Origin of the sequence: Streptomyces sp. NPDC005533, from assembly GCF_042871845.1 — a bacterium.
Taxonomy (GTDB): Bacteria; Actinomycetota; Actinomycetes; order Streptomycetales; family Streptomycetaceae; genus Streptomyces.
Genome location: NZ_JBIAJH010000048.1, coordinates 21243 through 43922 on the forward strand (window position 1 = coordinate 21243; position 22680 = coordinate 43922).

25 protein-coding genes are annotated in these 22680 nt (G+C 72.1%); 14 read left to right on the forward strand and 11 right to left on the reverse strand.

Annotated features, from left to right (window positions below; translation table 11 throughout):
• Positions 1 to 115: 115 nt before the first annotated feature.
• The 3 genes from mmpB to ACFYP3_RS31885 form a co-directional block, all read right to left on the reverse strand.
• The gene (mmpB, locus tag ACFYP3_RS31875) at positions 116 to 256 is read right to left on the reverse strand and encodes a morphogenic membrane protein MmpB (protein WP_388840173.1); all 141 of its coding nucleotides are present in this window, start codon (positions 254 to 256) and stop codon (positions 116 to 118) included.
• An 81-nt stretch (positions 257 to 337) separates the two neighbouring features.
• The gene (locus tag ACFYP3_RS31880; protein ID WP_388840176.1) at positions 338 to 547 is read right to left on the reverse strand and encodes an acyl-CoA carboxylase epsilon subunit; all 210 of its coding nucleotides are present in this window, start codon (positions 545 to 547) and stop codon (positions 338 to 340) included.
• 17 nt (positions 548 to 564) lie between these two features.
• Positions 565 to 2151, reverse strand: a complete 1587-nt coding sequence (locus ACFYP3_RS31885) for an acyl-CoA carboxylase subunit beta (RefSeq protein WP_388840179.1) — start codon at positions 2149 to 2151, stop codon at positions 565 to 567.
• A gap of 131 nt (positions 2152 to 2282) precedes the next feature.
• Between ACFYP3_RS31885 and ACFYP3_RS31890 the strand changes: the two genes are divergently transcribed.
• From ACFYP3_RS31890 to hutH, 5 genes are all read left to right on the forward strand, one after another.
• Positions 2283 to 3149, forward strand: coding sequence for a biotin--[acetyl-CoA-carboxylase] ligase (locus ACFYP3_RS31890; protein ID WP_388840182.1), 867 nt, complete (start codon positions 2283 to 2285; stop codon positions 3147 to 3149).
• A 229-nt stretch (positions 3150 to 3378) separates the two neighbouring features.
• Entirely contained in the window at positions 3379 to 4542 is a 1164-nt protein-coding gene (locus ACFYP3_RS31895) for an adenylate/guanylate cyclase domain-containing protein (RefSeq protein WP_388840185.1), read from the forward strand.
• Between the two features lie 153 nt (positions 4543 to 4695).
• Complete coding sequence (locus ACFYP3_RS31900; RefSeq protein ID WP_365483589.1) at positions 4696 to 5496, forward strand: enoyl-CoA hydratase-related protein; 801 nt, start codon at positions 4696 to 4698, stop codon at positions 5494 to 5496.
• Positions 5497 to 5625: 129 nt separating this feature from the next.
• Entirely contained in the window at positions 5626 to 6741 is a 1116-nt protein-coding gene (locus tag ACFYP3_RS31905) for a diguanylate cyclase domain-containing protein (RefSeq protein WP_388840188.1), read from the forward strand.
• Positions 6742 to 6827: 86 nt separating this feature from the next.
• A complete protein-coding gene (hutH, locus tag ACFYP3_RS31910) occupies positions 6828 to 8369 on the forward strand; it encodes a histidine ammonia-lyase (RefSeq protein WP_388840191.1) in 1542 nt (513 codons plus the stop codon).
• 82 nt (positions 8370 to 8451) lie between these two features.
• Here the strand turns inward: hutH and ACFYP3_RS31915 are convergent, their stop codons facing one another.
• Positions 8452 to 8796, reverse strand: a complete 345-nt coding sequence (locus ACFYP3_RS31915) for a hypothetical protein (RefSeq protein WP_388840194.1) — start codon at positions 8794 to 8796, stop codon at positions 8452 to 8454.
• A gap of 164 nt (positions 8797 to 8960) precedes the next feature.
• On the opposite strand from ACFYP3_RS31915, the gene ACFYP3_RS31920 reads away from it, so the two are divergent.
• The 3 genes from ACFYP3_RS31920 (at position 8961) to ACFYP3_RS31930 (ending at position 11737) form a co-directional block, all read left to right on the forward strand.
• Positions 8961 to 9245 (forward strand): hypothetical protein, encoded by a 285-nt coding sequence (locus ACFYP3_RS31920; protein ID WP_376620091.1) that lies wholly within the window; start codon positions 8961 to 8963, stop codon positions 9243 to 9245.
• A gap of 144 nt (positions 9246 to 9389) precedes the next feature.
• Positions 9390 to 10649 carry an Ig-like domain-containing protein gene (locus tag ACFYP3_RS31925; RefSeq protein WP_388840196.1) on the forward strand — a complete coding sequence of 420 codons (1260 nt, stop codon included), beginning with the start codon at positions 9390 to 9392 and terminating at the stop codon, positions 10647 to 10649.
• 131 nt (positions 10650 to 10780) lie between these two features.
• Positions 10781 to 11737 (forward strand): GNAT family N-acetyltransferase, encoded by a 957-nt coding sequence (locus ACFYP3_RS31930; protein WP_388840199.1) that lies wholly within the window; start codon positions 10781 to 10783, stop codon positions 11735 to 11737.
• A gap of 52 nt (positions 11738 to 11789) precedes the next feature.
• Here ACFYP3_RS31930 and msrA read toward each other — a convergent pair whose 3' ends face one another.
• Both msrA and ACFYP3_RS31940 read right to left on the reverse strand, forming a co-directional pair.
• Entirely contained in the window at positions 11790 to 12452 is a 663-nt protein-coding gene (gene msrA / locus ACFYP3_RS31935; RefSeq protein WP_388840202.1) for a peptide-methionine (S)-S-oxide reductase MsrA, read from the reverse strand.
• Positions 12453 to 12569: 117 nt separating this feature from the next.
• Entirely contained in the window at positions 12570 to 13673 is a 1104-nt protein-coding gene (locus ACFYP3_RS31940) for a hypothetical protein (protein ID WP_388840205.1), read from the reverse strand.
• Between the two features lie 75 nt (positions 13674 to 13748).
• Here ACFYP3_RS31940 and ACFYP3_RS31945 point away from each other — a divergent pair, with 75 nt between their 5' ends.
• Entirely contained in the window at positions 13749 to 14906 is a 1158-nt protein-coding gene (locus ACFYP3_RS31945; RefSeq protein ID WP_365483622.1) for a cystathionine gamma-synthase, read from the forward strand.
• A 178-nt stretch (positions 14907 to 15084) separates the two neighbouring features.
• Here ACFYP3_RS31945 and ACFYP3_RS31950 read toward each other — a convergent pair whose 3' ends face one another.
• The 3 genes from ACFYP3_RS31950 to ACFYP3_RS31960 are packed head-to-tail and all read right to left on the reverse strand — an operon-like array spanning position 15085 to position 16337.
• The gene (locus tag ACFYP3_RS31950) at positions 15085 to 15339 is read right to left on the reverse strand and encodes a hypothetical protein (protein ID WP_388840208.1); all 255 of its coding nucleotides are present in this window, start codon (positions 15337 to 15339) and stop codon (positions 15085 to 15087) included.
• Complete coding sequence (locus tag ACFYP3_RS31955; protein WP_388840211.1) at positions 15336 to 15758, reverse strand: sigma factor-like helix-turn-helix DNA-binding protein; 423 nt, start codon at positions 15756 to 15758, stop codon at positions 15336 to 15338. The genes ACFYP3_RS31950 and ACFYP3_RS31955 overlap by 4 nt, the downstream gene beginning before the upstream one ends.
• Before the next feature lie 57 nt (positions 15759 to 15815).
• Positions 15816 to 16337, reverse strand: a complete 522-nt coding sequence (locus tag ACFYP3_RS31960; RefSeq protein WP_388840214.1) for a MarR family winged helix-turn-helix transcriptional regulator — start codon at positions 16335 to 16337, stop codon at positions 15816 to 15818.
• Positions 16338 to 16626: 289 nt separating this feature from the next.
• Between ACFYP3_RS31960 and ilvA the strand changes: the two genes are divergently transcribed.
• The 3 genes from ilvA to ACFYP3_RS31975 all read left to right on the forward strand — a co-directional run bounded on the left by ilvA (position 16627) and on the right by ACFYP3_RS31975 (position 19868).
• The gene (gene ilvA, locus ACFYP3_RS31965) at positions 16627 to 17859 is read left to right on the forward strand and encodes a threonine ammonia-lyase (RefSeq protein ID WP_388840217.1); all 1233 of its coding nucleotides are present in this window, start codon (positions 16627 to 16629) and stop codon (positions 17857 to 17859) included.
• Between the two features lie 132 nt (positions 17860 to 17991).
• A complete protein-coding gene (locus ACFYP3_RS31970) occupies positions 17992 to 19014 on the forward strand; it encodes an ATP-binding cassette domain-containing protein (protein ID WP_388840220.1) in 1023 nt (340 codons plus the stop codon).
• Positions 19011 to 19868, forward strand: a complete 858-nt coding sequence (locus tag ACFYP3_RS31975) for an ABC transporter permease (protein WP_388840223.1) — start codon at positions 19011 to 19013, stop codon at positions 19866 to 19868. The genes ACFYP3_RS31970 and ACFYP3_RS31975 overlap by 4 nt, the downstream gene beginning before the upstream one ends.
• Positions 19869 to 19970: 102 nt before the next feature.
• On the opposite strand, the gene greA is transcribed toward ACFYP3_RS31975, so the two are convergent.
• Both greA and ACFYP3_RS31985 read right to left on the reverse strand, forming a co-directional pair.
• On the reverse strand, positions 19971 to 20468 hold the full coding sequence (gene greA / locus ACFYP3_RS31980) for a transcription elongation factor GreA (RefSeq protein WP_030009952.1): 498 nt from the start codon (positions 20466 to 20468) through the stop codon (positions 19971 to 19973).
• A 129-nt stretch (positions 20469 to 20597) separates the two neighbouring features.
• Complete coding sequence (locus tag ACFYP3_RS31985) at positions 20598 to 21011, reverse strand: DUF4307 domain-containing protein (RefSeq protein WP_388840226.1); 414 nt, start codon at positions 21009 to 21011, stop codon at positions 20598 to 20600.
• A gap of 106 nt (positions 21012 to 21117) precedes the next feature.
• Between ACFYP3_RS31985 and mca the strand changes: the two genes are divergently transcribed.
• The gene (gene mca / locus ACFYP3_RS31990; RefSeq protein ID WP_388840229.1) at positions 21118 to 21999 is read left to right on the forward strand and encodes a mycothiol conjugate amidase Mca; all 882 of its coding nucleotides are present in this window, start codon (positions 21118 to 21120) and stop codon (positions 21997 to 21999) included.
• 2 nt (positions 22000 to 22001) lie between these two features.
• Entirely contained in the window at positions 22002 to 22235 is a 234-nt protein-coding gene (locus tag ACFYP3_RS31995) for a hypothetical protein (protein ID WP_388840232.1), read from the forward strand.
• The last annotated feature ends 445 nt before the right edge of the window (positions 22236 to 22680 follow it).

The window sequence follows — 22680 nt, forward strand, 5'->3', positions numbered from 1 at the left end:
GTCATCGTAGGCGCGCGGGCGACCTGCCGGAACACACCCCGGACCGGCCCGGTACGGCCCCCGGACCGGCCCGGTACGGCCCCCGGACCGGCTCGGTACGGGCCCGCACGGGCCCCTAGAAGTGGCCCGCGCCCACACCCAGGACGTAGACCACGACGAGCATGGCGAGCGCGAGCACCACGCTCAGCCGCCGGATCATCGCCTGCGCGTCGCGCATTTCCTTGGGCGGCTCGTTCTTCGGGTCGGACCAGAGCATGCTCCGATCCTGGCCCCGGGAACCGGTGCGGCGCCTGAGTACGGGTACTCAGGCGCCGTCCCGCGTTCACGTCATCTTCGGCTAGCCGGGCCAGTACGTACGGCTCCACGCGCGCGGCCCCGGACGCGGCAGCCGGCGCCGCGCCACCCGCGACGGCGTCGACCACTCGTCCGCGACCGGCGGGGCGCCCGACGGAGCCGAGGCCAGCGCCGCCGCGCGCGCTTGGACCACCGCCAGTGCGGCGGCCAGCTCCTCCGGGGTCGGATTGCCCTTGACGACCTTGATCACCACAGAGACCTCCTGGAGGGCTAGAGGGGGATGTTGCCGTGCTTCTTCGGCGGCAGGGACTCCCGCTTGGTGCGCAGCTGCCGAAGCCCCTTGACCACGTGCGCCCGGGTCTCGGACGGCATGGTCACCGCGTCGATGTAACCGCGCTCGGCGGCCGTGTACGGGTTGAGCAGCGCGTCCTCGTACTCGGCGATGAGCCGTGCCCGGGTCTCCTCCACATTGTCCGCCTCCGCGATGGTCCGGCGGTGCAGGATGTTCACCGCGCCCTGCGCGCCCATGACGGCGATCTGCGCGGTCGGCCAGGCCAGGTTCAGGTCCGCGCCGAGGTGCTTGGAGCCCATGACGTCGTACGCGCCGCCGAAGGCCTTGCGGGTGATAACGGTGATCAGGGGGACGGTGGCCTCGGCGTACGCGTAGATCAGCTTCGCGCCGCGCCGGATGATTCCGTTGTACTCCTGGTCCGTGCCCGGCAGGAAGCCCGGCACGTCCACGAAGGTCAGCACCGGGACGTTGAAGGCGTCGCAGGTCCGTACGAACCGTGCCGCCTTCTCGGAGGCGTTGATGTCGAGGCAGCCGGCGAACTGCATCGGCTGGTTGGCGACGATGCCCACCGGGTGGCCCTCGACCCGGCCGAAACCGGTCAGGATGTTCGGCGCGAAGAGCGCCTGCGTCTCCAGGAACTCGCCGTCGTCCAGTACGTGCTCGATCACGGTGTGCATGTCGTACGGCTGGTTCGCGCTGTCCGGGATCAGCGCGTCGAGCTCGCGGTCGAGGTCGGAGACCTCGGTGTCCGCCTCCTCCGGGAAGGCGGGCGGCTCGGACAGGTTGTTCGACGGCAGGTACGCGAGGAGCGACTTCACGTACTCGATGGCGTCCTTCTCGTCGCCCGCCATGTGGTGGGCCACGCCGGACGTGCTGTTGTGGGTGCGCGCCCCGCCCAGCTCCTCGAAGCCGACGTCCTCGCCGGTGACCGTCTTGATGACGTCCGGGCCGGTGATGAACATGTGCGAGGTCTGGTCGACCATGACCGTGAAGTCGGTGATGGCCGGCGAGTACACGGCGCCGCCGGCGCAGGGCCCGACGATCAGGCTGATCTGCGGGATCACGCCGGACGCGTGGACGTTGCGGCGGAAGATCTCCCCGTACATGCCCAGCGCGCTGACGCCCTCCTGGATGCGGGCGCCGCCGGAGTCGTTGATGCCGACGAGGGGGCAGCCCGTCTTCAGCGCGAAGTCCATGACCTTCATGATCTTCTGGCCGTAGGTCTCGCCGAGGGCGCCGCCGAAGACGGTGAAGTCCTGCGAGAACACGGCGATCGGACGGCCGTCCACCGTGCCGTAGCCGGTGACGACGCCGTCGCCGTAGGGGCGGGTCTTCTCCAGCCCGAAGCTGGTGGAGCGGTGCCGGGCGAACTCGTCGAGCTCGACGAACGAGCCCTCGTCCAGCAGCAGGGCAACCCGCTCACGCGCCGTCAGCTTGCCCTTGGCGTGCTGCTTCTCCACGGCACGCGCGGACCCGGCGTGGGTGGCTTCGTCGATGCGGCGCTGCAAATCCGCGATCTTGCCCGCGGTGGTGTGCATGTCGATCGGCTCTGACGGATGTGACATCGGGGTCGCGGCTCCCTGCATGGTGTCAACTGCCTGGTCAATTGATTGACTACTGCTGGCTACTGGTGCGTAGCGTATCGGCGGGCATGGCGCTCGGCAGTGCGGCGTTTGACACACCTACTGTGGGTTGCATGACGCCATCAGATGCATCAGCAGGAGCTCCCGCCAGTCGTTGGTCGAGCCTGGAGCGGCCGCCGCTGAACGCCGAGGGGTTGCGGCGGGCCCTCGTGACCGGGGGAGGGCTGTGGACCTCCCTGGAGGTGGTCGCCACCACCGGGTCCACCAACACCGACCTCGCCGCCCGGGCGCCGGAGCTGCCGGAGGGGGCCGTGCTCGTCGCCGAGGAGCAGAGCGCCGGGCGCGGACGGCTGGACCGGAGCTGGGTCGCGCCGGCCCGGTCCGGGCTGTTCTTCTCCGTGCTGTTCAAGCCGGGCGACGCGGTGCCGCAGGAGCGCTGGGGCTGGCTGACCCTGCTGGCCGGGGTGGCCACCGCGACCGGGCTCTCCCGTGCGGCGGGCGTGGACACCGCCCTCAAATGGCCCAACGACCTGCTGGTCACCGTGGAGGGCGAGGAGCGCAAGACCGGCGGCATCCTCGCCGAGCGGGTCGCCGACGGGGTCGTGGTCGGGATCGGGCTCAACGTCAGCCTCACCGAGGACGAGCTGCCCGTACCGGCCGCGGGCTCGCTGGCGCTGGCCAAGGCCGCCGTGACCGACCGGGACCCGCTGCTGAGGGCCGTACTGCGGTCCCTGGAGGAGTGGTACGGGAACTGGCGCGCGGCGGGCGGCGACCCCGCCGCCAGCGGCCTCCAGGAGACCTACGCGGCGGGCTGCGCCACCCTCGGCCGCCACGTCCGCGCGGAGCTCCCCGGCGGGCGCGCCCTCACCGGAACGGCCGAAGCGGTGGACACCGACGGCCGGCTGGTGATCCGTACGGCCGAGGGACAGCACGAGGCGGTGGGCGCCGGGGACGTCGTCCACCTGCGCTCCGTCCACTGACGGGGCACGGTGGTTATGGGGCCGGGCGCGCGGAGAAACGTGCGGAAGCAGCATTTCGGGCGGGTACGGCCTCATGCCCGGCCCGGGCACCCCGCAAGGGGGCCGGGTCGCAAAAAGGGGAGGGGGAGTGAGCTACGGCACACCTGCCGTATGGTTTAGGCGATCCCGGTGCTCGTGGTGATCAACCGGTTCGCAGGGCAGTGCGCACGGAATGGACAGGAGGCGGCCCTTGACCGTCGACGACTCTACGTCCAGCGCGTCCCACGGCGCCGGCGGCTCCTCGTCCGGCCCGGTCACCCCGATCGGCCGTGACCAGCACACGCCGCACCACGAGGTCGACCACACGGTCCAGCCGACGGCGGATCCCCTCGCCATCCGGCTGGAGCAGCTGATCCTCGGGGCCGAGCGCCGGTACACGCCGTTCCAGGCCGCCCGGAGCGCCGGTGTGTCCATGGAGCTCGCCTCCCGTTTCTGGCGGGCCATGGGCTTCGCCGACATCGGGCAGGCCAAGGCGCTGACCGAGGCCGACGTACTGGCCCTGCGCCGGCTCGCCGGTCTGGTGGAGGCCGGGCTGCTGTCCGAGCCGATGGCGGTGCAGGTGGCCCGGTCCACCGGGCAGACCACGGCGCGGTTGGCCGAGTGGCAGATCGACTCGTTCCTGGAAGGGCTGACGGAGCCGCCGGAGCCGGGGATGACCCGCACGGAGGTCACGTACCCCCTGGTGGAGCTGCTCCTGCCCGAGCTGGAGGAGTTCCTCGTCTACGTGTGGCGGCGGCAGCTGGCGGCCGCCACCGGGCGCGTGGTGCAGGTCGCGGACGACGACGAGATGGTCGACCGCCGGCTCGCGGTGGGCTTCGCCGACCTGGTGGGCTTCACCCGCCTCACGCGGCGGCTGGAGGAGGAGGAGCTCGGCGAGCTGGTCGAGTCCTTCGAGACGACCGCGGCGGACCTGGTCGCCGCGCACGGCGGCCGGTTGATCAAGACGCTCGGCGACGAGGTGCTGTACTGCGCCGACGACGCGGCGACGGCGGCGGAGATCGCGCTGCGGCTGATCGAGACGATGGAGCTCGACCCGCAGATGCCCGAGCTGCGGGTCGGGATCGCCTTCGGCACGGTGACGACCCGGATGGGCGACGTCTTCGGGACCACGGTGAACCTGGCGAGCCGGCTGACGTCCATAGCCCCCAAGGACGCGGTGCTCGTGGACGGCGCGATGGCCGAGGAGCTCTCCCGGACCGGGGCCGCCCCGGTGTCGGAGAAGGAGGCCGAGGCCTCGCCCGACGAGGTGTCCTACCGGTTCGCCCTCCAGCCGATGTGGCAGCGCCCGGTCCGCGGACTCGGCGTGGTGGAGCCCTGGTCGCTGACCCGCAGGAAGCCCAAGAACCCCGCCTGACGCGCCTGCGGGCCCCGTACGGACGGACGGCACCGGAGCTTCGCCGGCGGGCCGGGGCCCGGCCGTGCCCCGGAACCGCGCAGCCTTGACCCGGTGGCCTCCCCGCGCACTAGAGTGCGGCGATAACGCTCGTTAACCGGGAGGGTCGCAGGCATGTCTGAGCAGCGCTTCGGAGAGTTCGTCGCGGTACGTCGGGAGGGCGACGGGCACGTCGCGGAGCTGGCGATGGACCGCCCCAAGGCGATGAACGCGGTGTCGACGGAGATGGCCCGCTCGATCGGCGCCGCCTGCGCGGCGCTCGCGGCGGACCCGTCGGTGCGGGTGGTGGTGCTGTCTTCCACCGCGGAGCGGGCCTTCTGCGTCGGGGCGGACCTCAAGGAGCGGAACTCGCTGTCGGACGCCGAGCTGGTGCGGCAGCGGCCCACCACGCGGGGGGCGTACGGGGGCGTGCTGGAGCTTCCGGTGCCGACGGTCGCGGCCGTGCACGGGTTCGCGCTGGGCGGCGGCTTCGAGCTGGCCCTGGCCTGCGACGTGATCGTGGCCGACGAGACCGCGGTGGTCGGGCTGCCCGAGGTGTCGGTGGGCGTGATCCCGGGCGGCGGCGGTACGCAGCTGCTGCCGCGCCGGGTGGGTGCGGCGCGGGCGGCCGAGCTGATCTTCACGGCCCGCCGGGTGGAGGCGGCCGAGGCGCTGTCCCTGGGGCTGGTGGACTCGCTGGTCCCGGCGGGGCAGGACAGGGCCGAGGCGCTGGCCCTGGCGTCCCGGATGGCGGCGAACTCCCCGGTGGGTCTGCGGGCGGCCAAGCGGGCGCTGCGGCTGGGACACGGGATGGACCTGGCGGCCGGTCTGGAGATCGAGGACGCGGCCTGGCGGACGGTGGCCTTCTCCGGGGACCGGGCGGAGGGCGTGGCGGCGTTCAACGAGAAGCGCAAGCCGAACTGGCCGGGGGAGTAGCCCGCCCGTCGCCCGTCGCCCGTCACCCGTCTCCGCCCGGGTGCCGCCGCCCGTCCGGCGGGTCCCGGGGGGCGCCTCCCCAGCGGCGTCACGCGTACCAAATCGGGCAAAACTCCCTAACCTGGGGTGATGGGAGTCGACGGGCGGCTGCGGGCCGTGGTGAGCCTCGCGCAGGCGATGGCCGCGGCCTGCACGCCGCGGGACAGTGTGCGGGCGGCGGCGCGGGGGGCGCGCACGGCGCTGGACGGCTCGTTCGCGGCGATCTCCGCGTGGGAGCGGGAGCGGGGGCGCCTGCGCGTGCTCGTGAACGAGGGCGAGCGGCGGGCCGGGGAGGAGGAGTTCCCCGAGGACGAGTCGTACCCCGTGCACGACTTCCCCGAGATCACCGAGTTCCTCCACGAACGCTGGGTCGGTGGCGGCGGCCCGCACGCCTGGGTCGAGAGCGCCGTCGGCGACCGGCCGGGGCGGCGCGGGGAGGCCCTGCGCCACCGCGGCCGCGGTACCTGCGTGGTCGCGCCGGTCGTGCTCAGCGGGCGGGCCTGGGGCGAGCTGTACGTGGCCCGGGACGAGGGCCTGCCCGACTTCGACGAGGACGACGCCGAGTTCGCCACCGTGCTCGCCGCCGTGATCGCGGCCGGGCTCGCGCAGAACGAGCGGCTGGAGGAGGCCCGGCGCCTCGCCTTCACCGATCCGCTGACCGGGCTCGCGAACCGGCGGGCCGTCGACATGCGGCTGGACGAGGCCCTGGAGGAGCACCGGCGGACCGGTGTGGTGGTCAGCCTCGTCGTGTGCGACCTGAACGGACTGAAGAAGGTCAACGACACCCTGGGCCACGCCATGGGGGACCGGCTGCTGGAGCGCTTCGGGTCGGTGCTCAGCCTCTGCGGGGCCATGCTGCCCGGCGCGCTGGTGGCACGCCTGGGCGGTGACGAGTTCTGCCTGGTCGGGGTCGGCCCGAGCGCCGACGAGGTGGTCCGGGTCACCGAGGAATTGTGCACCCGGGCCGCCGAGCTGGAGCTGGGTGAGGGCGTGGCCTGCGGGGTGGCCTCCACCGGGGACCCGATCGGGCCGGTCAAGTCCTCCCGGCGGCTGTTCCGGCTGGCCGACGCCGCCCAGTACAAGGCGAAGGCGGCCCGCTCGGCCGGGCCCGTGGTGGCGGGGCGGGACACCGCGGTGGTCCGGCTCGCGGACGCCGCCGCCCAGGAGGCCCCGGGGGAGCGACGCCGCTTCCGCGGGCGGCAGTGAGCGTAAGGGTTACTCGTCGGTCGCGATCGTGACAATTTCCCCTAGTGACATGAAGCGATTCAATCCGTAGGGTGCTGAATATGGATATGCACACTGTTGTGGTCGGGACCTCCGGGACCACCGCCGAGGACGTCATCGCCGTCGCCCGCGGCAACGCAAAGGTCGAGCTGTCCGGCGAGGCGCTCGACGCACTCGCCCGCGCCCGCGAGATCGTCGACGCCCTGGCCGCCAAGCCCGAGCCCGTCTACGGGGTGTCCACCGGATTCGGCGCCCTCGCCTCCCGGCACATCAGTCCCGAGCTGCGCGCCCAGCTCCAGCGCAACATCGTCCGCTCGCACGCCGCCGGCATGGGCCCGCGCGTCGAGCGCGAGGTGGTCCGCGCGCTGATGTTCCTCCGGCTGAAGACCGTCGCCTCCGGACACACCGGGGTACGGCCCTCCGTCGCCCAGACCATGGCCGACGTGCTCAACGCCGGGATCACCCCCGTCGTCCACGAGTACGGCTCCCTCGGCTGCTCCGGCGACCTCGCGCCGCTGTCCCACTGCGCGCTCGCGCTGATGGGCGAGGGCGACGCCGAGGGCCCGGACGGAACCGTCCGCCCCGCCGGCGAACTCCTCGCCGAAGCCGGGATCACCCCCGTCGAGCTCCGCGAGAAGGAGGGCCTCGCCCTCCTCAACGGCACCGACGGCATGCTCGGCATGCTCGTCATGGCCCTCGCCGACCTCGGCAGGCTCTACACCTCCGCCGACATCACCGCGGCCCTCACCCTGGAAGCGCTCCTCGGCACCGAGAAGGTCCTCCAGCCCGAGCTGCACGCCATCCGCCCGCACCCCGGCCAGAGCGCCTCCGCCGCCAACATGGCCGCCGTCCTGAAGGGCTCGGGGCTCGTGCGGCACTACCAGGAGGAGACCGCCCCGCGCGTGCAGGACGCGTACTCGGTGCGCTGCGCCCCGCAAGTCGCCGGCGCGGGCCGCGACACCATGGCGCACGCCGCCCTGGTGGCCTCCCGCGAGCTGGCCGCCGCCGTCGACAACCCGGTGGTGCTGCCCGACGGGCGCGTGGAGTCCAACGGCAACTTCCACGGGGCCCCGGTCGCGTACGTCCTGGACTTCCTGGCCATCGCCGCCGCAGACCTCGGCTCCATCGCCGAGCGCCGCACGGACCGGCTGCTCGACAAGAACCGCTCGCACGGCCTGCCGCCGTTCCTCGCGGACGACGCCGGCGTGGACTCCGGTCTGATGATCGCCCAGTACACGCAGGCCGCCCTGGTCAGCGAGATGAAGCGGCTCGCGGTGCCGGCCTCCGCCGACTCGATCCCCTCCTCCGCCATGCAGGAGGACCACGTCTCGATGGGCTGGTCGGCCGCGCGCAAGCTCCGTACCGCCGTCGACAACCTGACGCGGATCATCGCCATCGAGCTGTACGCGGCCACCCGCGCCATCGAGCTGCGCCACGGGCTCACCGCGGCGCCGGCCAGCCTGGCCGCGATCGAGGCCGCCCGCGCGGCGGGCGTGCAGGGTCCCGGGCCGGATCGTTTCCTCGCCCCTGACCTGGCCGCCGCCGACGCGTTCGTCCGCTCGGGCGGCCTCGTCGCCGCGGTGGAGCCGGTGACGGGCCCGCTCGCCTGACGACAGGCTCTGGTGTGCCGCGAAGGGCCGCTCCGGGAACTCCCCGGGGCGGCCCTTCCCGTCGGTCAGGGGCGCGAGGCGCTCACAGGGGGCGCGAGGCGGCGTGGGAGCGGCGTACGGAGAAGGTCACGAACCCGGCCCCGACCCCGAGGCAGAGCGTGCCGCCCAGCAGGTAGGGCGTGGTGTCGACGGAGCCGGTGTCGGCGAGCAGGACGGACGGGGCCTGCGGGCCCGCGGCGTCGGCGCTCTGCGTGCCGGCCGCGCTCTGCGTGCCGGCTGCGCTCTCCGCGGTGTTCGCGCCCGCGGGCACACCGGACGGGCTCTCCGCGGCCCCTGGTGAGGTGGCGCCCGCGGAGGGCACGAACCACAGGGCGGCGAGGAGGGTGGTCGCTCCGAGAGCGGTGAGCAGCGGTCGACGTGCGGACACGGTGCGATCCCCCTTGTGGCAGCAGCGAATTGGCCGTGTGCGGTGATGCTACGGAAAGGGGCGGGTCGTGGGAAAGTCAGGGCTTCCGCGGGCTTACTCTCCGTCGTATGAACCCTTCTGAGACATCACGCTATGTCCGCCTTCGAGTCGATTTGGTCCTTGAGGTGCCGGATGCTCAGGCACTCACCGGAGCCGCGCTCGCACACATCAAGGCCGACGAGTTCATGCCGGACGAGGAACGCGGCCACGCCGAGTCCGCCGTCCGCGAGGACGAATCGGAGGCCCTCGCCTACCTGGTGGACCCCACTGACCTGGTCGTGGGCATCCCGGGCGTGGAGCTCGCGCAGGCCTCCTGGAGCAGTGAGCCCGTGGAATACGACCCCGAGTCGATGGAGTGGGACCTCGACGAGGAAGATGGGGAGTTCGACGAGGAACCCGACAACGCCTGACCGTGTGGTTGCCCACATCCCAACGGAATGTGGAACCGGCCGGCGCCGTTAACGCGTTGTCAGGACGAGGCAGGGGGTCATTCCCCCTGCCCGGCCCACCCCGGGACGGCAGCCCCGGGGTATCCGGCAACGATGGAGTGACGTGTGAGGACGGACAGCAAGCGACGGAGAAGGTCCCTGGCGGCCATATCCGTCGTGCTCGGCGGTGTACTGGTGCTCTCGGCGTGCAACGACGGGGGCGACGACAAGCCGAAGGGCAACGGCGAGGCCAGCAAGTCCCAGGCGGAGGCCGACGCGGCGGCGGCCAAGGACGCGTCGAAGGCGAAGATAACCATCACGCCGAAGGACGGCGCCACCAACGTCGGCCTGAACGACGCCGCCAACGTCGCCGTCAGTGACGGCACGCTCACCCTGGTCGAGCTGAAGACCAGCGAGGGCACGGCCGTGACCGGCAAGATCGCCGCCGACGGCAAGAGCTGGAAGCCCGACGCGGCCCTGAAGCGCTCCACGAAGTACGCCCTGGCCGCGACGGCGAAGGACGCGGACGGCCGCGAGGCCCACGAGAACGCCTCCTTCACCACCGTCTCGCCCGAGAACAGCTTCGTGGCCTCCTTCGTCCCGGAGGAAGGCCAGACCGTCGGCGTGGGCATGCCGGTGTCGATCACCTTCAACAAGGCGATCAAGGACAAGAAGGCCGTCCAGGCGGGGATCTCGGTCTCCTCCAGCAGCGGCCAGGAGATCGTCGGCCACTGGTTCAGCCCGCAGCGCCTCGACTTCCGCCCCGAGCAGTACTGGCAGGCGAACTCCACCGTCACGCTGAAGCTGGCTCTGGAGGGCGTCCAGGGCGCTCCCGGCGTCCAGGGCGTCCAGAGCAAGACCGTCACCTTCAAGATCGGCCGCAGCCAGGTCTCCACGGTCGACACGAAGACGAAGAAGATGACGGTCACCCGGGACGGCGCGGTCCTCAAGACCATCCCGATCTCGGCGGGCTCCCCGGAGAACCCGACGTACAACGGCCAGATGGTGATCTCCGAGAAGTTCAAGGAGACCCGGATGGACGGCTCGACCGTCGGCTTCAAGAACGACGAGGGCAAGGGCGAGTACGACATCAAGGACGTCCCGCACGCCATGCGGCTGTCCACGTCCGGCACCTTCATCCACGGCAACTACTGGGGAGCCGACTCGGTCTTCGGCAGCGCCAACACCAGCCACGGCTGCGTCGGCCTGAACGACGCCAAGGGCGCGGGCGACCCGAACCAGCCCGCCGCCTGGTTCTTCGACAACTCCCTCATCGGCGACGTGGTCACCGTGGTCAACTCCCCGGACAAGACCATCAAGCCGGACAACGGCCTCAACGGCTGGAACATGAGCTGGGCGGACTGGAAGGCCGGCTCGGCCGCCTGACGCCGCGCAAGCGGACGCCACCGACCCGGCGAACGGACGGCGGGGAACCCTCGGGGTTCCCCGCCGTCCGTGCTTTCACCGAGGCCGAAAAGCGCTCAATGCCGCGTCCGGAGCCCGTCTAGGGTCGGATCATGATGATCCGCTCCCTCGATCTGCCCCCGACCGACGCCGAGGTGGACACCTGGCTGGCGCTCCTCACCGCCGCCGGGGCCGCCGACCAGCCGCAGCTGCCCCCGCCCACCCGCGGGGAGGTCGCCGGGCGGCTGTGCGTCCCGCCGGCACGCGGCCGGCCGGTGCTCTGGGCGGCGGGCGAGGGCGCGGGCGCGGCGGCCCTGCTCCTGTTCACCGAGGAGGGGAACACGCACACCGCGTTCCTCGACGTGCTGACCGTACGGCCGCAGGAGCGGCGGCGCGGCGTGGGCACCGCCCTGTGGGAGCGGGTCCGCGAGGAACTGATCGCGCAGGGCCGGACCTCGGTCGCCGCCATGGTGGACGTGGGCGGGCCGGGGCAGGCGTTCGCCGAGTCCCTCGGCTTCGAGAACGTCCTGCCGATGGCCTGGTACGAACAAGAACTGCCCGCCGGTCCTGCGCCGGTCCCCGCCACGCCCGGCTACGAGCTGCACACCTGGCACGGCCTGGCCCCCGACGCCTGGGCACCGGCCCTCGCCACGGCCCACGGCGCGATGGAGGACGCCCCCAGCGGGGACATGGACGAGCGGATCCAGGTCTGGACGGCGCGGCGGCTGCACGCCCTGCAACAGCTGATCATCGACCGGGGCGGCGAGCTGACCACGGTCGCGGCGGTCACCGCGGCCGGCGAGGTGGCCGCGTACACGGAACTCGTCCTCCCGGACCCCGCCGGTGTCCGCGCCCTCCAGCACGACACGGTCGTCACCCCCGGCCACCGCGGCCACGGCCTCGGCCGCGCCGTGAAGCTCCGCATGGCCGCCGAGGCCGCCGCCCGCCATCCGGCCCTGCGCCACATCGCCACGACCGTGGCCGACGCCAACACCCCGATGCGCACGGTGAACGCGTCCCTCGGCTACCGCCGCGAACGCGACACGGGCATCTTCCAGATCAAGCTGTAGCCCGTCCGGACCGGTGACCGGCGCGGCCCCCGGTGGGGGCGCGCCGGCCGCGTCATTCGGCTGCGGCCACGCCGATCGGGCAGGAGACGCCCGTGCCGCCGATACCGCAGTAGCCGCCCGGGTTCTTGTCCAGGTACTGCTGGTGGTGGGCCTCCGCGGGCCAGAAGGGGCGGTCCGCCGCCGGGAGGACGACCGTGGTGATCTCGCCGTACCCCGACGAGGCCAGGACCTGCTGGTAGGCGGTGCGGGAGGCCTCGGCCGTCGCCTGCTGGGCGGGGGAGTGGGTGTAGAGCGCCGAGCGGTACTGGGTGCCGACGTCGTTGCCCTGGCGGAATCCCTGGGTCGGGTCGTGGGACTCCCAGAACAGCTTGAGGAGGGCCGCGTACGAGACCTGGGACGGGTCGAAGACCACGCGGACGACCTCGGTGTGGCCGGTCAGCCCCGAGCAGACCTCCTCGTAGGTCGGATTCTCGGTGTAGCCGCCCTGGTAGCCGGCCAGCGTGGTCCACACCCCGGGGGTCTGCCAGAACTTGCGCTCCGCGCCCCAGAAGCAGCCCAGGCCGAAGTCGGCCACTTCGAGGTGCGAGGGGTACGGACCGGACAGCGGATTGCCGAGCACGGTGTGCTTCTCGGGCAGGGCGAAGAGCGGCTCCGCGCGGCCCGTCAGGGCCTCCTCGCGGGCGGGCAGCTCAGGGGTACGGCGGTACGAGAACATGGATTCCCTCCTTGTGGCAGTGACAACGGAAAGGGGCGGGCCGGGATTCCCCGGCCCGCCCCTTTCCCACGGGTCACGCCCCGGCCCCGGGCGGGACGCCCGGTCCCGGGTCGCGCGCTACTGGGGGAGGGTCGCGGGCGACCCGCCGTTCGCCTCGTACCCCGCCACCGCCAGCGCCCGGTACACCGCGTACGCCGCCGCCGGGTCCTCCGACTCCGACCACGGCAGCGCGCCCACGTACCCGTCCACGTACGCCACCTGCTCCATCGCCTCCGCCCAGCGCTCCATGCGGACCAGGAACATCAGCAGCAGGTGCCGTACGTGCGCCTGCATCGGGTCGTCCTGCCGCGCCGTGTTCACCGCGTACAGCGCGCCCTCCACCGCCCGCGTCACGACCGCGCTCTCGTAGTAGGCGGTCATCACGAGCTCCGGCGTGTTCTCGTACACCGAGAACAGCGGCAGCGCCGCCAGCAGCGAGCCCTGCGGGGCGCGCGCCGCCGCCGCGTGCGCGAACGCGTCCGCCTGCTCCCGCGAGCCGTGCCACTTCGCGCACCAGTAGTGCAGCGCCGCGATGTGCGCGCCCATGTGCTGCGGCGCCCGGTCTATGACCTTCGCCCACAGGGCGTCGAACTCCGCCTCCGAGTACGCCAGACCCCGCGCGATCGCCAGCTCCGTGATGTAGGGAACCGGATCCTCCGGAGTCACGAGGGCGGCCCTGCGGCACGCCTCCCTGGCCTCCTCCAGGATGATCCGGTGATCGGTCGACCCGACCCCGCCCGAGTGCCGCCACGCCTGCTGGACCAGCAGCTCCGCGTGCACCTGCGCGCCGCCCGCGTCCTGCTCCGCCTCCAGCCGCCACGCCTTCAGCCACTGCGCGCCCACTCCCGGCTGCGCCACCAGCTCCAGCGCCGCCGCCCCGCCGAAGGCCTGCACGCGCTGCCAGCGCCGTTCGCCCTCCCGCGGGGTCCCGGCGAGCAGCTGTGAGGCCGCCTGCCACCGGCCGGTGCGCCGCACGTTCTCGAGGGCGTCCATCAGGTCCTGGTCGGGCCCGGGGACGCGGATGTCGAGCTCCTCCTGCCGGTCGAATCCGTAGTTCGCCGGGTCCGCCGCGTCAGGGCTGTCCGGCGTGACCAGGCGGATGCCGCCGCGCCTGCGCCGGATGTACGGACCCACGATGAACACGATCATGAGCATCGCGAACAGCAACCACAGAATCTCCATGCCTCCAGCGAACCAGACCGAGGGGGCCGCAGGCCAATAGGGGACCCCGACCCGGGCTGGGCATAGCATCTGACCATGAGCGACGACAGCCACGAGCACCAGAGCTTCGAGACCCGCGCGATCCACGCGGGCAACACGGCGGACCCGCAGACCGGCGCGGTCGTACCCCCGATCTACCAGGTCTCCACGTACAAGCAGGACGGCGTCGGCGGCCTGCGCGGTGGCTACGAGTACAGCCGCAGCGCCAACCCGACCCGCACCGCGCTGGAGGAGAACCTCGCGGCGCTGGAGGGCGGCCGGCGCGGGCTCGCCTTCGCGTCCGGACTGGCCGCCGAGGACTGCCTGCTGCGCACGCTGCTCTCCCCGGGCGACCACGTGGTCATCCCCAACGACGCCTACGGCGGCACCTTCCGCCTCTTCGCGAAGGTCGTCTCCCGCTGGGGCGTGGAGTGGTCGGTGGCCGACACCTCCGACGCCGAGTCCGTACGGGCCGCCCTCACCCCGAAGACGAAGGTCATCTGGGTCGAGACCCCCTCCAACCCGCTGCTCGGCATCACCGACATCGCGGTGGTCGCCGACATCGCGCGGACGGCCGGCGCCAAGCTGGTCGTGGACAACACCTTCGCCTCGCCCTACCTCCAGCAGCCGCTCGCGCTGGGCGCGGACGTGGTCGTGCACTCGCTGACCAAGTACATGGGCGGGCACTCCGACGTGGTCGGCGGCGCGCTGGTCACCGCGGACGCGGCCCTCGGCGAGGAACTGGCCTACCACCAGAACGCGATGGGCGCGGTGGCCGGCCCGTTCGACTCCTGGGTCGTGCTGCGCGGCATCAAGACCCTGGCCGTGCGCATGGACCGGCACGCGGAGAACGCGGGCAAGATCGTCGAGGTGCTCAAGCGGCACCCGAAGGTCACCAAGGTCCTCTACCCGGGCCTGCCCGAGCACCCGGGCCACGAGGTCGCCGCCAAGCAGATGCGCAACTTCGGCGGCATGGTCTCCTTCCAGGTCGCCGGCGGCGAGGAAGAGGCCGTCGCGGTCTGCGGCCGCACCAAGATCTTCACCCTGGCCGAGTCCCTGGGCGGCGTCGAGTCCCTCATCGAGCACCCGGGCCGCATGACGCACGCGTCGGTGGCCGGCTCGGCGCTGGAGGTCCCGGCGGACCTGATCCGCGTCTCGGTGGGCATCGAGAACGCGGACGACCTCATCGCGGACCTCACCCAGGCCCTGGGCTGACCCACCGGGGCCCCGCCCCCCACGGGGCCCCACCACCGTCCTCGGGGTCGCCCGGGCCGTTCCGGCCGCACCGCCCGCCGGCAAACCCGGCCCCGCCGACGACTTCGGGGGTGACCCGGGCCGTTCGGCCTCGCCGGCCTGCGAGGCGCCGGCGAGGCCGAATTGGCCGAGGGTGGGGCTACCAGCCCTCCAGGGGTGGGGAGATGCCGCTCGGCGGGGCGACCCAGGGGCGGGTCAGGGAGGCCCAGACGACGAAGGCCACCGCGGCTGCGAAGAGCACGGCCCAGCCCAGCCGCCGCCACGCCCGCCGCCGACGCAGCAGCCGGTCACCCCGAGCCGCCGCCCCCGCCGCGAGGCCCGCCGGCACCGTCGGGTACGGCCCCTCCAGCAGCTGCCTGACCTGGGCTTCCTTCCGGTCCGGGAGCCCGCTCACGCCGCCTCCCGGGACCTCAGCGCGGCCACGGCCCGGTTGCACAGCACCCGTACGCGGTCGACCGTCAGCCCCAGCTGCGCCGCCACGACCTCCTCGGCGACCCCTTCGTAGAGCCGCAGGACGAGGACGATCCGCTCCGGCGGGCTCAGCCGCGCCAGTACGCCCGTGCCGCCCTGGTGGCGCCAGCCGGTCCGGGCGAAGGCCGAGCACAGCTCCTGACGGGTGAAGTCGTACGGGTCGTCCCCGCGCAGCCGCAGCCAGTTCGCGTACGTACGGGCCAGCGCGCCCGCCAGCAGCCGGCGGGCGGCCTCCGGTTCACCGGTCAGCAGCACCCCGACATGCAGGAGCCGCCCCGCCGCGCCCGCGACGAAGGACTCGAACTCCGCGTAGGAGCCAGCCTGTTGATCAACCGCCCACATAGTCCACATAGTGCGGGCAGCGGGACCGTCCAGGTCAAGAGGACGGACGGACTCCGCTCAGGTGGCCGGGCCGGCTTCGGCCACGGCCGCCATCAGCTCCGACAGCGACAGGTTGAAGCGCGTCAGCAGTCCGGTGAAGGATTCCCGCTCGTCCTCGCTCCAGCCCTCCGTCACGCGCGCCATCAGCTCGCGCCGCGAGGAGCGGACCTCCTCCAGCCGCGCCAGCCCCCGCGGGGACAGCGCGAGCACCACGGCCCGTCCGTCCTCGGGGTGCGAGGTCCGCTTGACGAGGCCGCTGTCGACCAGCGGCGCGACCTGCCGGGTCACCGTGGAGGAGTCGATCCCCATGCCGCCGGCGAGCGCCTTGACGCCCATCGGGCCCTCCAGGTCGAGCCGGTTCAGCAGCAGGTAGGCGGCGCGGTCCATCGAGTTGCGGGCCTGGCCCACACCGCCCAGGCGGGTCTGCTCGGCGCGGCGGGCGAAGACCGCCACCTGGTGCTGGAGCGAGTCGAGGAGACCGCCTCCGGCGGGCGCGTCGGCCGCCGCGGGCAGGTCGGAATTGGCCGGGATGGAAGGCATGGCCGTGGGCTCTCTTCGCGTGGGTCCGACAAGGATGGGGGACAGAGTACGCGGCCGTGCGGCGGCCCGTACGCCTCGTACGAGAACTGATACGGCCCGCCCGCGCGACCGTCTCGACCGCATCCCGGATGGCGAGATTTCGCCCCTCGCGGACTGCTTCTCGCAGCCCCTCTCCGAGCCCCGCCCCGGCGCTTTTCCCGCGCCCCTGCCGCCGCCGGCCCTCCGCCCCCTCGCGGAGCCCGCCCCCGCGCCCCGAGCCGCCCCGACCGCGGGCTGCGAGACTGGCCGCATGAACTACCGCGTGCCCCAGCCCGTCCCGCAGGTCGTCCTCGACGACGTCCGGGGGGCTCAGAAGATGCTCTCGGGCGTCTCCCGGGTCACCGCGATGGAAGGCAGCCGGCACCTGTCCTCACTCACCGGGTCCCCGGTCCACCTCAAGTGCGAGAACCTGCAGCGCACCGGCTCCTTCAAACTGCGCGGCGCCTACGTCCGCATCGCCGGCCTGCGCCCCGAGCAGCGGGCCGCCGGCGTCGTCGCGGCCAGCGCCGGCAACCACGCGCAGGGCGTGGCGCTCGCCTCCACCCTCCTCGGGGTCCGCTCCACCGTCTTCATGCCGGTCGGGGCGCCGCTGCCGAAGGTGGCCGCGACCCAGGAGTACGGCGCCGAGGTGCGCATGCACGGACAGGTCGTCGACGAGACCCTCGCGGCCGCCCAGGACCACGCGGACCGTACCGGCGCGGTGTTCATCCACCCCTTCGACCACCGCGACATCATCGCGGGGCAGGGCACGGTGGGCCTGGAGATCCTGGAGCAGTGCCCCGAGGTGCGGACCATCCTCGTCGGGATCGGCGGCGGCGGTCTCGCGGCCGGCGTCGCCGTCGCCGTGAAGGCGCTGCGGCCCGACGTGCGGATCATCGGAGTGCAGGCCGCGGGCGCGGCCGCGTACCCGCCCTCGCTCAGGGTGGGGCACCCCGTCTCCGTCGACGAGCCCGTCACGATGGCGGACGGCATCAAGGTCGGCCGCCCCGGCGACATCCCCTTCAGCATCATTTCCGAGCTCGTCGACGACGTGCGCACGGTCTCCGAGGACGCCCTCTCCAGCGCACTGCTGCTGTGCCTGGAACGGGCGAAGCTGGTGGTCGAACCGGCCGGCTGCAGCACGGTCGCGGCGCTGCTGAGCGAGCCCGAACTGTACGGCGGCGGACCGGTGGTGGCCGTCCTGTCCGGCGGCAACGTCGATCCGCTGCTGCTCCAGCGGATCCTGCGCCACGGCATGGCGGCGGCGGGCCGCTACCTGTCCCTGCGGCTGCGCGTGGCCGACCGCCCCGGCGCCCTGGCCGGTCTCCTGGGGGTGTTGTCAGTGGTGGATGCGAACGTACTGGACGTGAGCCACGTACGGACCGACCCGCGGCTGGGGCTCACGGAGGTGGAGGTGGAACTGCACCTGGAGACGAAGGGCCCGGAGCACTGCGCGGAGGTCGCGCGGAAACTGCACGCCGCGGGATACAAGGTGATGAGCTAGACGGCGGACGCCGTCGGGGCGTCGGCACCACCCGTTCGGCCGGGCGACAGCCACCCGGCGCCCATAGGATTTGCGGAGAAATGCCCTGAAATTCCTGATTCTACTGGCCCGATTCACACTGGGAGAATCCCTATGCCAGGCGCTATCTACGCCGAAGGTCTGGTCAAGACCTTCGGCGATGTACGGGCTCTGGACGGCGTGGACCTCGATGTCCCCGAAGGCACCGTCCTGGGTCTCCTCGGCCCCAACGGCGCCGGGAAGACCACGACCGTACGCGTCCTGACCACCCTGCTCCGGCCCGACAGCGGCAAGGCCGTCGTCGCCGGCATCGACGTGCTCAAGCACCCCAACGAGGTCCGCCGGGCCATCGGCCTCTCCGGCCAGTTCGCCGCCGTCGACGAATACCTGACCGGCCGCGAGAACCTCCAGATGGTCGGCCAGCTCTACCAGATGAGGTCCAAGGCCGCCAAGGCCCGGGCCGACGAACTGCTCGAACGCTTCAACCTCGCCGACGCCGCCGACCGCACCGCCAAGACCTACTCCGGCGGCATGCGCAGGCGACTCGACCTCGCCGCAGCCCTCGTCGTCAGCCCGCCCGTCATGTTCATGGACGAGCCCACCACCGGCCTCGACCCCCGCAACCGCCAGCAGCTGTGGGGGATCATCCAGGAACTGGTCGCGGGCGGCACCACCCTGCTGCTCACCACCCAGTACCTGGAGGAGGCCGACCACCTCGCCCATGACATCTGCGTGGTCGACCACGGCAAGGTCATCGCCCGCGGCACCTCCGACCAGCTCAAGGCCCGTACGGGCGGCGAGCGCGTGGAGGTCGTCGTCCACGAGCGGGACCACATGGCCACCGCGCGCGAGGTGCTCGCCGGCTTCGGCAAGGGCGAGACCACCGTCGAGGAGCACACCCGCAAGCTGACCGTGCCGGTGTCGGGCGGCGCCAAGCTGCTCGCCGAGGTCATCAGGGAACTGGACGGCCGGGGCATCGAGATCGACGACATAGGTCTGCGCCGCCCCACCCTGGACGACGTGTTCATCTCCCTCACCGGCCACGCGGCCGAGCGGATCGCCGAGGAGAACGGCGACGGCGCGGCCGCCGCCGACACCAAGGGCCGCAAGGCCGCGCGCGAGGAGGCGGCGAAGTGACCCTCACCTCCCCGACCACGGACCTGACCGCGCCCCGGCCGCGCGGCGGCATCGTCCAGGGCGTCAACGACTCCCTGGTGATCGCCAAGCGGAACCTCATCCGCATGTCCCGGATTCCCGAGATGATCATCTTCGGCGTGATCCAGCCGGTGATGTTCGTCGTGCTCTTCAGCTACGTCTTCGGCGGCTCGATCATGGTCGGCGACACCACGTCGCCGGCCGCCTACCGCGAGTTCCTGATGGCGGGCATCTTCGCGCAGACCGTCACCTTCGCCACGGCCGGCGCGGGCGCGGGCATCGCCGACGACATGCACAAGGGCCTGATCGACCGCTTCCGCTCGCTGCCCATGGCCCGCGGCGCGGTCCTCACCGGCCGCACCCTCGCCGACCTCGTCCAGACCACGCTCACCCTGTTCGTCCTGGCGATCGTGGCCCTGCTCGTCGGCTGGCGCACCCACACCAGCATGGGCGAGGTCCTCGCCGGCTTCGCGCTGCTGCTCCTGCTCGGCTACGCCTTCTCCTGGATCGGCGCCCTGATCGGCCTCTCGGTGCGCACCCCGGAGGCGGCCACCTCGGGCGGACTGATCTGGCTCTTCCCGCTGACGTTCATCTCGAACGCCTTCGTCCCCTCCGAGAACATGCCGCCGTTCCTGCGGACCATCGCGGAGTGGAACCCCTTCAGCGCGACCGTCCAGGCGGCCCGCGAGCTCTTCGGCAACCTCCCCGAGGGCTACCCGGTCCCCGACGCCTGGCCGATGCAGCACCCGGTCCTGGCGTCCGTGCTCTGGTCGCTGCTGATCATCGTGGTCTTCCGCTCCCTCGCGGTGCGCAAGTACCGCTCGGCGACGGCGTAGGGCCGCGCACCCGTACGCACGTACGTACGACGATGCCCGGCCGGGAGAACCCGGCCGGGCATCGTGCGTGCAGCAGGAAAACCAGGCAGTGACCGAGGGTGATCAGCCGGTGAAGGGCTTGACGTCCAGGATCTTGACCGAGGCCTTCTTGCCGTTCGGCAGCTCGTACTCGGCGTCCTCGCCGATCGCCTTGCCCAGGACGCCGCTGCCCAGCGGGGACTGGGGGGAGTACGTCTCGAAGTCCGAGGAGGCGTACTCGCGGGAGGCCAGCAGGAACTCCATGGTGTCGTCCTCGTCGCCGTCGAAGGCGATCTTGACGAGCGTGCCGGGGGCCACGACGCCGTCGGACGCGGGCGCGGTGCCGACCTTGGCGTTCTCCAAGAGCTGCGTGAGCTGGCGGACCCGGAGCTCCTGCTTGCCCTGCTCCTCCTTGGCCGCGTGGTAGCCACCGTTCTCGCGCAGGTCGCCCTCCTCGCGGGCGGCTGCGATCTTCGTGGCGATCTCCGTGCGGGCGGGACCAGAGAGGTAGTCCAGCTCCGCCTTCAGCTGGTCGTACGCCGCCTGGGTCAGCCAGGTGACGCTTTCGCTCGTCTGGGTCACGGGTGCTCCTCGTCGGTACAGGGGACTACAAAGCCGCCAGCGGCGGGCGAAACCACGAGCCTAACAATTCGGGAAGAAAAGGGGGAGGACCTCAGGGGCTCATTGCCCCGTCGGCCGCGTCGTCAAGCCTCAGCGGGCGGAACCCGCGGGCCGGCAGCCGACCAGCTCGATCATCGTGGCACGGTGCGTCGTCCTCAAGGACACCACCTCGTCCACGCGGCCCTCGGGCTGGGCGAAGGTGAAGTCGGCGCGGCCCACCTCGCCGTGCTCCTTGTCCTGCGAGCTCAGGGAGCAGACCCCGGTGACCGAGGCCTCCTTGCGGACCTCCAAGTGCACCTTGACCTCGGTGTCCGACACCACCTGGAACTTGATCACTTCGGCGCTCACGCTCTGTCCCGCGATGTAGTCCCAGCCGATCCAGCCGACCACACCCAGCAGCGCGGCACCCAGCGCCGCCCCGACGATCTTGAGCTTCCGGTCCGCACGCTCGTCCGCCGACCGGCCGTAGCGGCCCTCGGGCAGTCCCTCGCGCACCGCGCTCATGATCGTTTCCTCTCTGCGGGGAGGGTGGGCACCCCTGGAATTTTCCGTCCCCCAGTTCGGTCACTATAGAAGCCGACCGTCGCGCCGAATCGCAGAGGATCCTGTCTTGACCGAGCAGCTTCGACTGATGGCCGTCCACGCCCACCCCGACGACGAGTCGAGCAAGGGCGCGGCCACCATGGCCAAGTACGTGTCCGAGGGGGTTCCGGTGCTGGTCGTCACCTGCACCGGTGGCGAGCGCGGCTCCGTGCTGAACCCCAAGCTCCAGGGCGACAAGTACATCGAGGAGAACATCCACGAGGTGCGCGCCAAGGAGATGGACGAGGCCCGCGAGATCCTCGGCATCGAGCAGGAATGGCTCGGCTACGTGGACTCCGGCCTTCCGGAGGGCGACCCGCTGCCGCCGCTGCCCGAGGGGTGCTTCGCGCTCGCGGACGTCGACGAGGCCGCCGGCGAGCTGGTGAAGAAGATCCGCGCCTTCAAGCCGCAGGTCGTCACCACGTACGACGAGAATGGCGGCTACCCGCACCCCGACCACATCATGACCCACAAGATCACGATGGTGGCCTTCGACGGCGCGGCCGACACGGAGAAGTACCCCGAGAGCGAGTTCGGCCCCGCCTACCAGCCGCAGAAGCTCTACTACAACCAGGGCTTCAACAAGCCGCGCACCATCGCCCTGCACGAGGCACTGCTCGCACGCGGCATGGAGTCCCCCTACGGCGAGTGGCTGGAGCGGTGGAAGGAGTTCGAGCGCAAGGAGCGGACCCTCACCACCCACGTGCCGTGCGCCGACTTCTTCGAGATCCGTGACAAGGCGCTCATCGCGCACGCCACGCAGATCGACCCGGACGGCGGCTGGTTCCGCGTCCCGATGGACGTCCAGAAGGAGGTCTGGCCCACGGAGGAGTACGAGCTCGCGAAGTCGCTCGTCGACACTTCCCTCCCCGAGTCCGACCTCTTCGCGGGCATCCGGGAGAATGCGTAGCTATGAGCGCTACGCAGGCAGCACTGACCCAGCTCCTCCCGCTGGCGGGTGACACCTTCGACAAGAACAAGGTGACGCCCGGCCTCCTGGGGTTCATCGTGTTCGCGGCCCTCGCCATCGGCGTGTGGGCCCTGATGAAGTCGATGAACCGGCACATGGGCCGCGTGAACTTCGAGGAGGCCCCCGAACCGGCGGCCTCGCCCACCACCCCGGGCGAGGACACCGCTCGGGCGTAGCCCGTCTCCCGCCATGGCCTCGCCGGCCGGGGGTGCCGGGCCCGGAGCTCCGCCCCGCGCCTCAAACGCCGGCGGGGCTGAGTTTGCGCGGCGCAGGCCAGAGCCGTGCGGCTCAAAGCCCGGGGCTCCGCCCCGCACCCCGCGCCTCAATCGCCGGCGGGGCTGGAGTGGTGCGGCGAAGCAGGAGTGGTGCGCCGCCGCTGCCCGGTGCGGCTTACAGATCGGGGCTCCGCCCCGGACCCCGCGCCTCAAACGCCGGCGGGGCTGAGTTTGTGCGGCTTAGCTGGATGGTGCGCAAGCACTGGGTAGCAGGCTGGCCGGTTGGGGTGGGGGTGGGTGTGTGTCGGGGTGATCCCCGCAGGGCGTCGAACGCACTGCCGCCGAGGTGTCCGACCTCTCGTCACGTTCGGCGCCCGAGGAGACGCCCCGGCGCGCGCCCGCCCCC

What these genes read in the sequence shown, in the direction of transcription:
- ACFYP3_RS31890 (WP_388840182.1), top strand. Translation starts at nt 2,283, where the DNA reads ATGACGCCATCAGATGCATCAGCAGGAGCTCCCGCCAGTCGTTGGTCG.
- ACFYP3_RS31945 (WP_365483622.1), top strand. Translation starts at nt 13,749, where the DNA reads ATGAGCGACGACAGCCACGAGCACCAGAGCTTCGAGACCCGCGCGATC.
- ACFYP3_RS31955 (WP_388840211.1), bottom strand. Translation starts at nt 15,758, where the DNA reads ATGTGGGCGGTTGATCAACAGGCTGGCTCCTACGCGGAGTTCGAGTCC.
- ACFYP3_RS31885 (WP_388840179.1), bottom strand. Translation starts at nt 2,151, where the DNA reads ATGTCACATCCGTCAGAGCCGATCGACATGCACACCACCGCGGGCAAG.
- mmpB (WP_388840173.1), bottom strand. Translation starts at nt 256, where the DNA reads ATGCTCTGGTCCGACCCGAAGAACGAGCCGCCCAAGGAAATGCGCGAC.
- ilvA (WP_388840217.1), top strand. Translation starts at nt 16,627, where the DNA reads ATGAACTACCGCGTGCCCCAGCCCGTCCCGCAGGTCGTCCTCGACGAC.
- ACFYP3_RS31995 (WP_388840232.1), top strand. Translation starts at nt 22,002, where the DNA reads ATGAGCGCTACGCAGGCAGCACTGACCCAGCTCCTCCCGCTGGCGGGT.
- ACFYP3_RS31970 (WP_388840220.1), top strand. Translation starts at nt 17,992, where the DNA reads ATGCCAGGCGCTATCTACGCCGAAGGTCTGGTCAAGACCTTCGGCGAT.
- msrA (WP_388840202.1), bottom strand. Translation starts at nt 12,452, where the DNA reads ATGTTCTCGTACCGCCGTACCCCTGAGCTGCCCGCCCGCGAGGAGGCC.
- ACFYP3_RS31905 (WP_388840188.1), top strand. Translation starts at nt 5,626, where the DNA reads ATGGGAGTCGACGGGCGGCTGCGGGCCGTGGTGAGCCTCGCGCAGGCG.
- ACFYP3_RS31900 (WP_365483589.1), top strand. Translation starts at nt 4,696, where the DNA reads ATGTCTGAGCAGCGCTTCGGAGAGTTCGTCGCGGTACGTCGGGAGGGC.
- hutH (WP_388840191.1), top strand. Translation starts at nt 6,828, where the DNA reads ATGCACACTGTTGTGGTCGGGACCTCCGGGACCACCGCCGAGGACGTC.
- ACFYP3_RS31940 (WP_388840205.1), bottom strand. Translation starts at nt 13,673, where the DNA reads ATGGAGATTCTGTGGTTGCTGTTCGCGATGCTCATGATCGTGTTCATC.
- ACFYP3_RS31930 (WP_388840199.1), top strand. Translation starts at nt 10,781, where the DNA reads ATGATGATCCGCTCCCTCGATCTGCCCCCGACCGACGCCGAGGTGGAC.
- ACFYP3_RS31985 (WP_388840226.1), bottom strand. Translation starts at nt 21,011, where the DNA reads ATGAGCGCGGTGCGCGAGGGACTGCCCGAGGGCCGCTACGGCCGGTCG.
- ACFYP3_RS31960 (WP_388840214.1), bottom strand. Translation starts at nt 16,337, where the DNA reads ATGCCTTCCATCCCGGCCAATTCCGACCTGCCCGCGGCGGCCGACGCG.